General features: G+C 58.0%; 13 protein-coding genes and 1 pseudogene. 4 read left to right on the forward strand and 10 right to left on the reverse strand.

Annotated elements, in window-relative coordinates; all coding sequences use genetic code 11:
* The 6 genes and pseudogenes from HMPREF9463_RS06125 to HMPREF9463_RS06150 form a co-directional block, all read right to left on the reverse strand.
* Positions 1-590, reverse strand: a pseudogene (locus HMPREF9463_RS06125) (SIS domain-containing protein); the annotation flags it as partial.
* A gap of 60 nt (positions 591-650) precedes the next feature.
* Positions 651-1,766: an SIS domain-containing protein gene (locus HMPREF9463_RS06130; protein WP_035137742.1), complete on the reverse strand. Its 1,116-nt coding sequence runs from the start codon at positions 1,764-1,766 to the stop codon at positions 651-653.
* Between the two features lie 193 nt (positions 1,767-1,959).
* Positions 1,960-2,673, reverse strand: coding sequence for a GntR family transcriptional regulator (locus HMPREF9463_RS06135; RefSeq protein ID WP_035137743.1), 714 nt, complete (start codon positions 2,671-2,673; stop codon positions 1,960-1,962).
* Positions 2,658-3,425, reverse strand: coding sequence for a GntR family transcriptional regulator (locus HMPREF9463_RS06140; RefSeq protein ID WP_035137744.1), 768 nt, complete (start codon positions 3,423-3,425; stop codon positions 2,658-2,660). Before HMPREF9463_RS06140 ends, HMPREF9463_RS06135 begins: the two co-directional genes overlap by 16 nt.
* A gap of 38 nt (positions 3,426-3,463) precedes the next feature.
* Complete coding sequence (locus HMPREF9463_RS06145; RefSeq protein WP_035137745.1) at positions 3,464-3,952, reverse strand: hypothetical protein; 489 nt, start codon at positions 3,950-3,952, stop codon at positions 3,464-3,466.
* A gap of 248 nt (positions 3,953-4,200) precedes the next feature.
* Positions 4,201-5,229, reverse strand: coding sequence for a LacI family DNA-binding transcriptional regulator (locus HMPREF9463_RS06150; RefSeq protein ID WP_035137746.1), 1,029 nt, complete (start codon positions 5,227-5,229; stop codon positions 4,201-4,203).
* Positions 5,230-5,412: 183 nt separating this feature from the next.
* On the opposite strand from HMPREF9463_RS06150, the gene murB reads away from it, so the two are divergent.
* The gene (murB, locus tag HMPREF9463_RS06155; protein WP_035137747.1) at positions 5,413-6,375 is read left to right on the forward strand and encodes a UDP-N-acetylmuramate dehydrogenase; all 963 of its coding nucleotides are present in this window, start codon (positions 5,413-5,415) and stop codon (positions 6,373-6,375) included.
* A gap of 221 nt (positions 6,376-6,596) precedes the next feature.
* On the opposite strand, the gene HMPREF9463_RS06160 is transcribed toward murB, so the two are convergent.
* Entirely contained in the window at positions 6,597-7,787 is a 1,191-nt protein-coding gene (locus tag HMPREF9463_RS06160) for a coiled-coil domain-containing protein (protein WP_052044109.1), read from the reverse strand.
* Between the two features lie 267 nt (positions 7,788-8,054).
* On the opposite strand from HMPREF9463_RS06160, the gene galE reads away from it, so the two are divergent.
* Positions 8,055-9,116 (forward strand): UDP-glucose 4-epimerase GalE, encoded by a 1,062-nt coding sequence (gene galE / locus HMPREF9463_RS06165; protein ID WP_035137748.1) that lies wholly within the window; start codon positions 8,055-8,057, stop codon positions 9,114-9,116.
* A gap of 75 nt (positions 9,117-9,191) precedes the next feature.
* On the opposite strand, the gene HMPREF9463_RS06170 is transcribed toward galE, so the two are convergent.
* Positions 9,192-9,410 carry a hypothetical protein gene (locus HMPREF9463_RS06170; protein WP_035137749.1) on the reverse strand — a complete coding sequence of 73 codons (219 nt, stop codon included), beginning with the start codon at positions 9,408-9,410 and terminating at the stop codon, positions 9,192-9,194.
* A 294-nt stretch (positions 9,411-9,704) separates the two neighbouring features.
* On the opposite strand from HMPREF9463_RS06170, the gene HMPREF9463_RS06180 reads away from it, so the two are divergent.
* Complete coding sequence (locus tag HMPREF9463_RS06180) at positions 9,705-11,003, forward strand: ATP-binding protein (protein ID WP_035137751.1); 1,299 nt, start codon at positions 9,705-9,707, stop codon at positions 11,001-11,003.
* Positions 11,004-11,145: 142 nt separating this feature from the next.
* Complete coding sequence (locus tag HMPREF9463_RS06185) at positions 11,146-11,664, forward strand: hypothetical protein (RefSeq protein ID WP_124786586.1); 519 nt, start codon at positions 11,146-11,148, stop codon at positions 11,662-11,664.
* A gap of 269 nt (positions 11,665-11,933) precedes the next feature.
* Here HMPREF9463_RS06185 and HMPREF9463_RS11125 read toward each other — a convergent pair whose 3' ends face one another.
* Together HMPREF9463_RS11125 and HMPREF9463_RS06200 are read right to left on the reverse strand one after the other, a co-directional pair.
* Positions 11,934-12,359, reverse strand: a complete 426-nt coding sequence (locus HMPREF9463_RS11125; protein ID WP_035137754.1) for a hypothetical protein — start codon at positions 12,357-12,359, stop codon at positions 11,934-11,936.
* A 183-nt stretch (positions 12,360-12,542) separates the two neighbouring features.
* Positions 12,543-12,918 (reverse strand): ATP-binding protein (locus HMPREF9463_RS06200; protein WP_035137755.1); only part of this gene is annotated, 376 nt, incomplete at its 5' end.

Here is a 12,918-nt window from a genome sequence, read left to right on the forward strand (position 1 = left end):
TTGCGGATATCGAGCATGTCCTTCCAGATGTCCTTGGTCTGCTCGATAAACAGATCGAACTTGGGGAAGCAGCCGCGGCGGTTGAGCAGGCGCAGGCCGAAGCAGTCGGCGAGGTAGTAGCCCTTCTCGCAGCCGCCCGAACCATGGTCAGAAGCCATGGCGACGCAGTTCTCGGCGCCGACAGCCTGGCCGATGGGGCCCTCGGGCTTGGTCATGGCGTAGACGCGAATGCCCTTTTCCTTCATCTTCTTGACGGCCTCGAGGACCTCGGGGGTGGTGCCGGACTCGGAGGCGGTGAGCACGACGGACTTCTCGGTCATGCGCTTGTGGCCCATGACGTTCCACTCGGCGGCGTGGATCAGGTAGACCTCGAGGTCGCGGTCGCCGAACTTGTTCATGAGGTACTCGAGCTGCATGAGCTCGTCCCAGGTGCCGCCGACGCCCATCAGGAACACGGCGTCGTAGCCCTCGTCGGCGACCTTGTCGGCGAGCGCGGTCATCTTCTTGCCGGTCTCGTAGAGCGCCTTGCCGTCCTCGAGATAGCCCTCCTGGTCGAAATGCATGATCTCGATCTTCTCGGTTTCCTTCATTTGTCTCTCCTTTCTGGGGTTGTTTCCACATCCCCCATGCCAACGGGCATCAAAACCCGCTTACATTCCGTAACACTCAGCCGCTTTGGCCTTAAGCGCATTGACTGACTCTTCGTAGCCCTCTGCCTTGACCTCCATTTGCTTGGAGACGGCATCGAGATACGGGTGCACGTTCCATGACTTCAGACGCTCGGCGATCATGGCCGCAATCGTCTGGAAGAACACAAGATTGGGAATTGCGCTGAGCAGCGGAGCCACCTGAGGCACCGCAACCTCGTGAGCCCTACCCTTGGGATGGGCCGTGAGCAGCACCGTTTTTGCCGTAACGTTCGATAGCGCATCGGCGATATTCGCAAGACGCTCCGACCCCTGCGGATCGTCGACGATAAACACCAGATAGCCCGGAACGATCTGCATCTCGGGACCGTGGACGAACTCCTCGCCTTCGTGATGCATGGCAGGAATCTTGATGGTCTCGCTCAGCTTGAGCGCTGCCTCCTCGGCAACACCATAGTTGGGGCCGTTGCCGACGACCATGGCGGGCATGTGCTCAGAAAGCTCGAGCATGTGATCTTGGACATATGCCTCGGCGGTCTTGCACATCACGGCATTAGCCTGGATAGCCTCGCGCAGGTCATTAAGACGCTGAGCAACGCCCTTGGCGTCAATCGTTCCGCGCGCCTGACCGCCGTAAATACCAAAGAGCACCAGGTACTCAACGAGAACCTCGACGCCCAGAGTCACAAAGTCCACCGACTCGACGCCCACACCGTAGTCAAGAACGATGTCAGCGTGTTCCTTGATGGGTGCCTCGACGTTTGCCGTGAGCGCAACTGCAGCCATATCGTGTGCGCGCATGTAATCGAGCGCCGCAATCGTATTGGTTGAATAGCCGCTCTGCGAGACGGCAATGTTAAGCGCATGCTGTGGATAGGTGTGTTCAAAATCGACGAAGGCCTCGGGCGTCACAACGGACACCTGCATCTGCAGCGCATCTTGCAGGTAATCGCGGGCGCAATCCGCAGCATGGCGCGACGAACCCGAAGCAACGATGCGCAGCGCGTCAAAAGAACCGGACTGGAAAATATCAACGAGCTGCGCTACCAGCTCAGACGAACGCTCGAGGTTCTCTCCCATACGCACATGGGCAAGCTGAACGTAATCGAGCATCTTCATCGTCTCACCTCGTAACAAATCATTAGTATTTGATACCAATCACAGTTACAGGTTACGGCTTTTTGATACCTCTTTGTCGATTAATTTATCCCCTTCGGCGAACGGTCGATTTTGAGCCATGTAAGGTTGTATATACAGCTGACCCAACGATCAAAACTGGTTAGTTTCCCAGCCGTTATTCACAAAATACCAGCTAGTACGTATAGGTGTAGCCGCCCGTATCGCCACGATTGAAGGACTTTACATACTCGATAGCCTGACCGCTCGCGTCATAGCTCACGCATTCCAAAAGCAAAACAAGATCGCCCTGTTCCAGTCCAAGGAGGCCGGCATCTCGTGCGCCCAGTGCCTCGATATCGAGCTTTTCCTGTGCCATGACTGGCTTTCGGCCCAGCATCTCATAGGTCTCGTACAAACTGAAGACCGACACGTCAATATCTTCGATGGTTGGGAACAGCAGGCAGGGAATCAGCGCCGTCTCAATCGATACGGGGCTACCGTTTATGCAGTTCAGGCGTCGAACGGAATAGAGCAGGTCGTCCTCGGCGATGCCAAACAGGTCGGCGTAATATGGCCCCGCATAACGCTTGGAACGCGCGAGAATACGGACGGACGGCTCGCCGCCCGAAGCACGGACCGATTCACGGAAACCGACCGTGCGTTCAAAAAAAGCAGGTACTTTCTGCGCCACAAAGGCACCTTTTCCCCGAACACGGCGAATCTGCCCGCGCCGAACCAGCTCATCGACAGCGCTTCGGATGGTCAAGCGTGTCGTACCAAATTCCTCGGCGAGGTCTTTTTCGGACGGAATCATGGAACCCGTGGGATATGCACCGCGCTCGATACGTTCCTCGATGCAGCGTCGAATGCGCATATAAACCGGGGTGGCATCTACTGTTTCAGCCATTGTTCACCTGCCACGCTCCTCATGCCGTTCTCTTCGCCGTTATCGGCAAAGCGGAACTTTGTGGGCAAAATCACCGATTTGCAATGCTCCACAAAACGCATGTCCTTATCAAATTCGATCGAGCTCTCATAGAACACCGGCGTTCCCTCTTCTTGCTGGAGCAGCTCGGCCTCTTCGACGTTCAAACGCGAGATGGAGATATGCTCACGTCCATGCTCAACGCGCACGCCACCTTCTTTGAGCAAGACATCGTAAAGGCTCTCACACTCAAAATCGTGCTCGGGAAGCGATGGGCACAGGGACAGGTTAACGTGAGCGGTCTCGATTGACGCCGGCTCGCCCTCAATAAGTCGAACGCGCTGCATGCGGAGCAAGGGAGCGCCTACAGCCACCCCAAGCTTGTCGGCAAGCGCCTCATCCGCCTCGATGGTCCCGGTGGAAACCAGACGAGAAGAGGGGTGCAGGCCGGCAGTCCGCACAGCATCGGAAAAGTTATACGTTTCCTGGAAGATGTTCAGCGGCTTGGGAGGACACACATACGTGCCCGATCCGCGACGGCTCTCGAGCGTTCCACACGAGATAAGCCGCGTGATACCGGCACGCAACGCCGTACGCGAAACGCCAATCTCTTCGCACAGCACGCGCTCGGCCGGCAGGCGATCGCCGCCGGCAAGCTGATGGTGCTGGATATACCAAAGAATTCCCTCAACAGCATGATCTTTGGGGGGAATTGCATAAGATTCGCCTGCCATTGCACAGACTCCTCATTCAGAAACGTATGCCGCCAAAATTAGGCCAGCCCTCCCATGGCATCAAATTCCGCCTTGATCTTCTCGGCGACATTCCGATACGACTTATATAGACTTGAATCGCGTTTGACTTCGTCGGTCATAACGGGAATCTCTAATTTGGAAACCTCGTCTTTTCCCGTCTGAACCGCCACAACAACGCCCATACCAAGACACATATTACGCTTGGCAGCATTTATTTTTGCTGCCTTGGCAGGATTTGCCAGGATACGCTGGGCAAATTCCTGTTTAGAGACCGCTTCTTCGGCCTCCGGATCGCCCGCCTCGGCCACTTCGCACTGCAACACGTCCGCATAGTCAAAAATCTTCGGCTCGCCGCCGCGCTGATGCACGGCCCACTTGCGGCGCGTGGCATCCTGGTAGATGGCCGGCAAAAATGTAAACCGCGGCGGGTCCAAAATCGTATCCGTGATGGTAAACACATCGGGATCAAAGGCATCCTGCGGGTTTTTCTTCTTGAACAGCCCCATATCAGCCTCCCGTACTAGCATTAAACAACTCAAGCTGAATATAGCACCAATTTCAAGCCGCTGCCTTACCCTATCGGTGCGCGGCGTCTAAGGCTCGCCCAGCGGAAGAGTTAACGGACGAGGGCCGGGGTGCCTGCCTTGTTTTGAGAAGTGGGCTCCGCGAACTTCTCAAAACAAGGCAGGCACCCCGGCCCCGCCGGCAAATAGCGGACACTCCGCATGCAATCTATGCAAACAAACAAGTACGCTTAGCTACATTCGGTAAGTTCGAGCACGCTGCCCTTAACGATAAGCGCCGGCTCCAGGACGACCTCTTCGGCACGTCTACCGCCCCTACCGGCAAGACGCTTGGACATGCAGCCAAAAGCATGCTCCGCGAGGATACCTGGATCCTGCTCAATCGCGGTCAGCGCCGGCTCAAAGAGAACGTCGGCGGCCGAGTTGTCGTAACTCACCACCGAAATGTCGCCCGGAATGCTCTTCCCCATCTCGTGTAAGCGCTTGAGCAGACCAAGGGCAATGTTGTCCGAACTTGCGAACACAGCGGTGGCATCAGTTGCGAGCACCGCCTCCGAGGCCTCGTAGGCACTCGGAATGTAGTACTCGCTCTCAAACTCCAAACGTGCGTCGATAGGCAGGCCAACCTCGCGCAGCGCGCGCTCATAGCCGGCAAGTCGCTTACGCCCCGTATTGGAACGGCGCGCGTTAACCAAGCAGGCAATGCGACGGTGGCCCTGCTCGATCAGATAGCGAGTGGCCATGTAGCCACCCATCTCGTGGTCGAACATCACCTTGTCGCACTCGAGCCCCTCAATGGCACGGTCGACCATCACGGCAGGGATAGGCAGATGGCTGACTTCTTCGCGCAGGGCGCGGTCGTCGGAGAACTCGTCGCCCACAACCAGGAAGACGCCATCAACGCCGCGCGTTACCAGCTGGCGCAGCAGCTCCAGATCGTCGTCGGCACTTCCACCCGAGCTGGTAATGAAGAGCGCATAGCCGTCCTCGCGGCAGCGCTTTTCCAGGCTACCGGCGAGCGAGGCAAAAAAGCGGCTCTCGATGTTAGGGACGATAAGGCCCAGCGTGCGCGACTCGCGCATGACCAGGCTGCGCGCGATCTGATTAGGAACATAGTGGTTGCGCGCCGCAACCTCCTTGATGAGCTTGCGGTTTTCTTCCGAGATGCGACAGGGCCGATTATTGAGAACAAGCGAGACCGACGAGGGGGAAAGCCCCACCTCCTGGGCAATCTGCTTGAGGGTGACTTTGTTGGCCATCTCGCTCCTTCCGGGTTTACGCGCAATCTCTTGAAAGTATAGCGACCGCCCCTCTACCTCGGTGATAAACACTTTACCAATCCGGTAGACGGCTGTTTTATCGCCGCCAGCGCACCAAATCCGTCCGGGTGGGGTATATTGCAATCGATTGATGACAACGACCACCAAAAGGCGGATATCCGTATGCACGAGAACGACTTTTTTAACGAGGACCTGCTGTGCGCGCTTGCTGGCGTTGCCGGCGAGGACAACGTGCTGATGAGCGAGCCCATGCGCGAGCACACCACGTTTAAGATCGGCGGCCCGGCCGACGTCTTTGTCACGCCCGATACCGAGCAGGGCCTCGTCGCCACGCTCGATACCTGCTATCGCTGCGATCTGCCCCTCACCATCGTGGGCAACGGCTCCGACCTGCTCGTCGGCGACAAGGGCATCCGCGGCGTCGTCGTGGCGCTGGGCGAGGGACTCTCCAACATCACGGTCGACGGCACGCACGTCACGGCGGCAGCCGGCGCCTTGCTTTCCGATGTCGCCGCTGCGGCAGCCGAGGCCGGTCTCACCGGCATGGAGCCCATCTCGGGCATCCCCGGATCGGTCGGCGGCGCCTGCTACATGAACGCCGGTGCCTACGGTGCCTGCATGGCCGATGTGCTAAAGTCCGTGCGCGTCTACAAACCCGCTCGCCAGCTCGACGACGGCACCCGCGGCAGCGGCAATATCATCGAGTTCGATGTCGATGAGCTCAACCTGGGCTATCGCAAGAGCCGCATCGCCGACGACGGCTTCATCGTGCTTTCGGCCACCTTCAATCTCGCCCCGGGCAACGCCGCGATGATCAAGGCCGACATGGACGACTACCGCCAGCGCCGCGAGGACAAGCAGCCGCTCGACATGCCGAGTGCCGGCTCCACTTTCAAGCGCCCCGAGGGCTACTTTGCCGGCAAGCTCATCATGGACGCCGGCCTGCGAGGACACGCCGTTGGCGGCGCGCAGGTGAGCGAGAAGCACTGCGGCTTCATCGTCAACGCCGACCACGCCACCGCCGCCGACGTCGACGAACTCATCCGCCACATCCAGGCAACCGTCAAAGACCAATTCAACGTAGACCTAGAACCCGAAGTCCACCGAGTAGGCGAATTTTTATAAAAAGAAGGCCCCGAAAGGGGCCTTCACTTTCTTTAATTCAGACAACCAGTCCGGTGTGCCGCGCCCCGAACCCAAGAGGGCCGCGTGCCCGCCCGCAATATATTTGATTGATCGCGAGTTCCGCACGCAAAGAAGGCCGCTTAATGTGGCCTTCGTCTTGCGCAGGACTGCCCGAGCAGGCAATCAAATATATTGCGGGCGGGCACGCGGCCCCGTCGGCTTTACGACAGCGCCACGCCGCCGAGCCAGCCCCAACGCACGCCAGAGCCAGTGCCATAAAAGCTAATAAACGAATCAAGCGACTTAGACGTAATGGCGCCCTCGTTGCTCATAACGATGCCGCCGCCAACGTAGATACCCACATGACCGTAGATAAGGCCCGGAGCACCCGTGCCGCTGTGCGAGGAATCGGCCACGATCATGCCCACCTGCAGCGCCGAGCGGTCGGAGCTATAGCACCATGCGTTAAACATATCGCACGCGTTACCGCCAAAGTAGCCAACGCCGGCGTTACGGAAGACATTGGTAACCCACGCCGCGCACCAGTTCTGACCCGGCGAAGGCGTGGAGTAGCACGCGTTGACGACGGCCTGCTGTTTGCCCGAGCCGGCATTCTGTTGCGGGGTCCCGGACGCATACGATCCACCACCCGAGTAGGAATTGTTCTTGTTCGCGGCAGCCGCGGCAGCGGCAGCCTTCCTAGCGGCCTCCTCAGCCTGGGCGGCAGCGAGGATCTCGGAATCGCGCTGAGCCATGAGCTCCTTAACGTCGTCGGAAAGACCGTTCAGCACGGTCTGGACTTCTTGCTGCTTGGCCTGCATATCCTGCATCTGAGCCGTCTGCTGGTCCTTGAGTTTTTCCAGGTCGGCCTTTTGTGCTTCGAGCTCGGTCTTCTGTGCGTCGAGCTCAGCCTGAATCGTCTGGATATCCTCGATGGCATCGCGGTCGCTCTTGTTGATCTTCTCAACGTAATGCGCGTTGGCGACGAGTTCCTCAAACGAGCCAGAGGCCAGCAGCAAAGACAGGATGTTCGTGCCGCCGGACTTGTAGCTGGCGGCCACGCGATCGGAAAGGTCGTTGCGCTTCTTCTTGAGCTCGGCCTTCTTTTCATCGATCTGGGCCTGCGTGTCGTCAATCTTGCCCTGGACATTCTCGATGTCGTTGAGGGTCTGGGCATTCTTGTTGGCCAGCGCCGCATACTCATTTGCGATGCTGTCGAGCTGGGCCTGAACCTCGTCGAGCTGGGCCTGGGCGGCATTCAGTTTATCGGTGGTTTCTTTGGAAGCCTCCGCCGCATGGGCGCGAGCGGGCAGGCCAAAAAGAATTGCCGCAGAAGCGGCGCCGAACAGGGCCTTGAGGGCAGCGCGGCGCGAGAGCTCCTGGGAAAGGATGGAATCGCTGTTTGGTGACATATGTACTCCGTTACATGTTTATTTATATGTCGCTCAACTCATACATATTAGCGTACATATGGCGCGTCCCAACGATTTCCACGAACGGCAGGAAACTACAAGGTCAGCGGCTCGCAAGCAAATGCCAAAGATCAGGTTATGCGTACGCAAGCTCTTCTGATGAGTACGTTAGCACAATCCTCTGCTTTTCCTACAGCGCACGATTTGGGCGTCTCTGCCTGCGCTATACTCCCCTGAAGAAGTGTTCCTGATTCGATAGGAGACTACATGTCCAAAGCACTCGACCCCAAAGACACCTGCGTCCTCGTTACCGGTGGCGCCGGTTTTATCGGCTCGCACACCGTCGTTCAGCTGCTCGAGGGTGGCTACCAGGTCGTCATCGTCGATGATCTCTCCAACTCCAGCGCCGTCGCCGTCGACCGCGTCAAGACCATCGTGGGCGACGAGGCCGCCAAGAACCTCACCTTCTACGAGGCCAACGTGCTCGACCGCGATGCGATGAACAAGATCTTCGATACCCATCAGATCGACCGCGTCATCCACTTTGCCGGCTTTAAGGCCGTCGGCGAGTCGGTGAGCAAGCCCGTCGAGTACTACCACAACAACATCGAGAACACCCTGGTGCTCATCGACGTCATGCGCGACCATGGCTGCAAGTCCATCATCTTCTCGAGCTCCTCGACCGTCTACGGCGACCCGGACAACCCGCCCGTCACCGAGGAGGATCCTAAGAAGCCCGCGACCAACCCCTATGGTTGGACCAAGTGGATGATCGAGCAGATCCTTATGGACGTCCACACCGCCGACCCCGAGTGGGACGTCGTGCTGCTCCGTTACTTCAACCCCATTGGCGCTCATCCGTCGGGCCTGATCGGCGAGGACCCCAAGGGCATCCCCAACAACCTGGTGCCCTATGTCGCCCAGGTCGCCGTGGGCAAGCTCGAGGCCGTTCAGGTCTTTGGCAACGACTACCCCACCCCCGACGGCACCGGCGTGCGCGACTACATCCACGTGTGCGATCTGGCATCTGGTCACGTTGCCGCCCTTAACTGGATGAACGGCAAGACCGGCGTCGAGATCTTTAACTTGGGCACCGGCACCGGCACCTCGGTACTCGAGGTCGTCGCCGCCTTCTCCAAGGCTTGTGGCAAGGAGCTGCCCTACGTGATCCGCGAGCGCCGCGCCGGCGACATCGCTGCCAACTGGTGCGATGCCTCCAAGGCCGAGCGCATGATGGGCTGGAAGGCCCAGTACGACATCGCGGACATGTGCCGCGATAGCTGGAACTGGCAGAGCCACAACCCCAACGGCTTCGCCGACGCGGAGTAGCACTCAACCGCGGTAGATTTCTAGGCATATTCCAAAATCTACGGGCCCCGGCCTCCAATGTGAGGTCGGGGCCTTTTAGGAGCTCGTTCTCGGGCTCGAGCTCGCGCATGCACTTGCGGCCGCCGCGACCGGGTGGTTGGCCAGTTCCTTCTTTCTGACCGTCACCCATCTTCCCAGGATCTTCTCATTGATGCCGAGGTCGGCGGCCACTTGGGCGATGGGCTTCCCCGACGCGACGGCGAAGTCTGCGGCCTCGGTGCGGTGCCCCGCTGTGCAGGAGAGCCTATCTGCCATGACTGAACACTCCTTTCTTTTTGGCGCTGAAACGATTATCGCCGCTCAACGCCATTCCTCTAAGTCAAGTGTCCTGGGATACAATACAGTTCAAATGGACGAGGAGGATCCGGCGCTCCTCTTGATGAGCCCGGAGAGGCCCCTGGTCGTCACCCTTCCCCGCGCGAACGCAAAGCGGACGGCGGCGAGCCATGTCCTCCCCGCGCGTTCCATTTAGGGAGTCCTCGAGAAGTCGATCTCCCTGTGCGATAATCGAGCTATTGAGTCTCGCGAGTTTAGAGCTGGTGATATGCATTGAAAATCAAGGTGAAAAACATCGGCAGGGTCGCTGAGGCCGATATCGAGATTAATGGCATTGCCGTGATCGCCGGGGAGAACGGGACGGGGAAAAGCACGGTTGGAAAAGCGCTTTATGCGGCCTTCAACAGCATGTCCGATTCGGAGAACAAAATCGACCGCATGAGGCGCAATAGTGTTGAACGCGCCATCAGGAAGGCATATGTGGGAGGCCCTCTCGACTCCACGTCTCGCCACAGGCGAACTGCTGGAAGAATGAATGGTTTCATCGACAGGGTTTTTTCGGGCGAGTGCACGAGGGACGAGCTTATTGATGAGATAAAGGAGTATTACGGGGAGGAGATCTCCCGTGAGATCGAATCCGATTTCACGAATGGCGTAGCAGGAGTTGCCGATCAGATTATCGAGATCATGGATATCTCCGATGATGAGGTATTTCGTGCGATTGCGACAAACAGGTTCCAAAGCGAGTTCAACGGCCAGATCAATTCGGTTTTCGGCGAAGAGCCCGGGAAGGTCGAACTCCAGATAAAGGACGCATCTACGGTTTTCTCGGTTGCAGGTGACGAGGTGGCGGAGGTGCACGATAGGAGGGTTTTGCGATTCAGGGCGCATTATCTGGACGACCCGTTCCTGATCGATTCTCTCGGAGGGCCCTACGGCCCCGCTTTTCGGTTCAGGCCCCTCCTTGGACACCAGGAGGAGCTGCGGCAAGATTTGATTCAGGCGACCATCCGTAACGATGACAGCGAGTCCTCGCTGTTCGACGAGATCGCGAAGGAGCGGCACCTGAAGGTTCTCATGGACAAGGTCTCCTCCTTATGTCCGGGGTATTTCGAGAGGAGCGAAAGTCGCGGTCACCTTACGTATCTCGAAGAGGGCTTCGCTCGGGGGTTGGAGCCTGGGAACCTTTCTGCTGGCTTGAAGACGTTCGCCATCATGAAGGTGCTCTTGAAGTCCGGCGCGCTAGATGCCGGAGGGACTATTATCCTCGATGAACCCGAGATTCATCTTCATCCTGCATGGCAGCTGGCCTTCGCCGAGATAATCGTGCTGCTCCAGAAAGAGCTCGGGATGCACGTCTTAATGAGCACCCATAGTCCATATTTCTTGAATGCGATCGAAGTGTATTCTAAGAAGCACGCTGTTGATGGATTGTGCTCATATTATCTTGCGGAGACCTGCGCTGATGGACGCTCTCGCTTTGCCGAAATAACCGGCTCGACTGAGGTCGCCTACGAGAAGCTGGCGGCTCCTTTTGATACGCTTGAGAGGGAGGAGTACGGCCTTGAGTAGCGACCTGTGCGCCTCCTGCCCTCATCCGAACTCTCCCGTGGTGCCAGATGGCAGCGATGGTTGCTCCCGTTGCAGGACCTGTATCCTAAGGGACTGCACGTCGACCATCTCCAAAACATCCAGAGACGGGAGCGTCTCTCTTGTGGATGACGATTTGCCTGTTGTCAATTTTGACTCTGTTAAAGAATGCTACTGCAAGAAGGTCAATAGGTGGATGCAACTCCCGCGCTCCGCCGATGCGCTGTATTGCGATCGGGAAACGTTATATCTAGTCGAATTTAAAAACGGCAGTCTGAAGGAGACGCTGGGGAAGAGGCTCAATCCCAAGGATGACGAAGAGCTTGGTATCAATCTTGGCCAAAGGGACGCCCTCATCGAGAAGTGCAAGGACAGCGTTTTGATCTGCTCGGACCTGTGGGGAAAGAGGACGAGATGGTTTCGCGAGCACTGCGTCTTTGTTTTGGTATACAACGAGGACAAGAACAAGACCGCGTTGAAGCGGGTTGCCAGCTCGATTAGGAAAAAAGCACGTTTTGGGCTTCCTGACAAATTGAAAGGTTTTTGCGTGAAGGATGTCTTGACGCTAACCGAAAAGGAGTTTTCGACATCGCTCCTTTCAACTTGGCGAGACGCAGAAGAAATCGCGGAGGTCGACGCGTAGGAGACCGAAAAGCATCCGGTGGCTATTTGCTCCCGATATCGATCGTTCGTCTGCAGTCGGTTTTCTTTCCGCTGCGCCCGCCAGTTTGCGATGAGTCGCGCACCGTGTGAAGCTCAACACGGATGAAATACAAATATAATCCCCCCTTGCACTGTGTTGATAAATATTGCTCGTCGAACTCATCTGAACTGGGCTTTCTTGCATAGAACTGCCTGAACCTGAGCGTTTTCGGGTATCGCATTGCCCGATCGAGCACCATCGCGACCTTCTCAAGCTTGTCCTCGGGCGGACTCATAGCCACAGCCCCGCATGTCGTCCCGGTTGGAGCCGGGATGAGCCCTCAGGAAGCACTGCATGAAGTAGCGCATCCGGTTCACGGGCCCCAGCGGGTTCTGACCGTCGGGAACGCCCTTGAGCAGCTTCGCGTTGTAGTGCTGGCTCTTCAGTGACAGCTTGTTGACAAGCGTCATGTGCGCGCCCTCCATGTCGTGGATGAGCGTGGAGCCGGGCGCCACACGGCTCCCGAACGTCGCCAAGGTCTTCGCCCTGCTTGTCTTGCCAAGGCCCTCCCGGATGAAGATTGAATTGCCTGGCTCATCGCAGCCGAGCGCGACACGGCCTCTACCCGAGACCATCATCTCTACACATAGCCCATCATTCGACAAGAACGCGCAGTTTGTCCTGCATAGGCGCATGGTGTCCCCCTCCGCCGCAAGAGGTGAGCAAAAGAGAGGCTCCCCTCGCCACTACCGGACAAAGGGACCTCTCTGGTGTTAGCGCCGGAATAATTTAGCCAAATATAGTCGGCCGAGATTGACCAATCCCGGCCGACCCATTTTAGCCAACACGCCCGCATCTATGACTTTCCTATCGCATTCCTACATCCCCTCGGGCTGGATCCCCCTCACCTTCACCGCCTGGGGGACGGCCTCCACCGAGTAGGTGTCAAGCTCCCTGCCGCGGTAGCTCGGGCCCCGCATCACGAACACCGACGCCTTGTCGAACAGCCTGTCGAGGGCGCAGAGGAGCGTGTCGTCGCCCGTGAAGAACTCATCCCACCCGCTCGGGGCGATGTTGCTCGTGAGGACCATCGCGTTCGGCCCCTCCTTCTCGTAGCGCCTGTCGACGACATCGAAGAACAGGTCGGTGCACGGCCTGTCGTAGACGCATCTCCCCACCTCGTCAATGATGAGGCACGACGGCTTGACGAGCGAGGAGACGACCCGCGAGGTGTTTCCCCGCTGGACGGCCTTC

Source organism: Collinsella sp. 4_8_47FAA (assembly GCF_000763055.1).
In the GTDB taxonomy this organism is placed as follows: domain Bacteria; phylum Actinomycetota; class Coriobacteriia; order Coriobacteriales; family Coriobacteriaceae; genus Collinsella.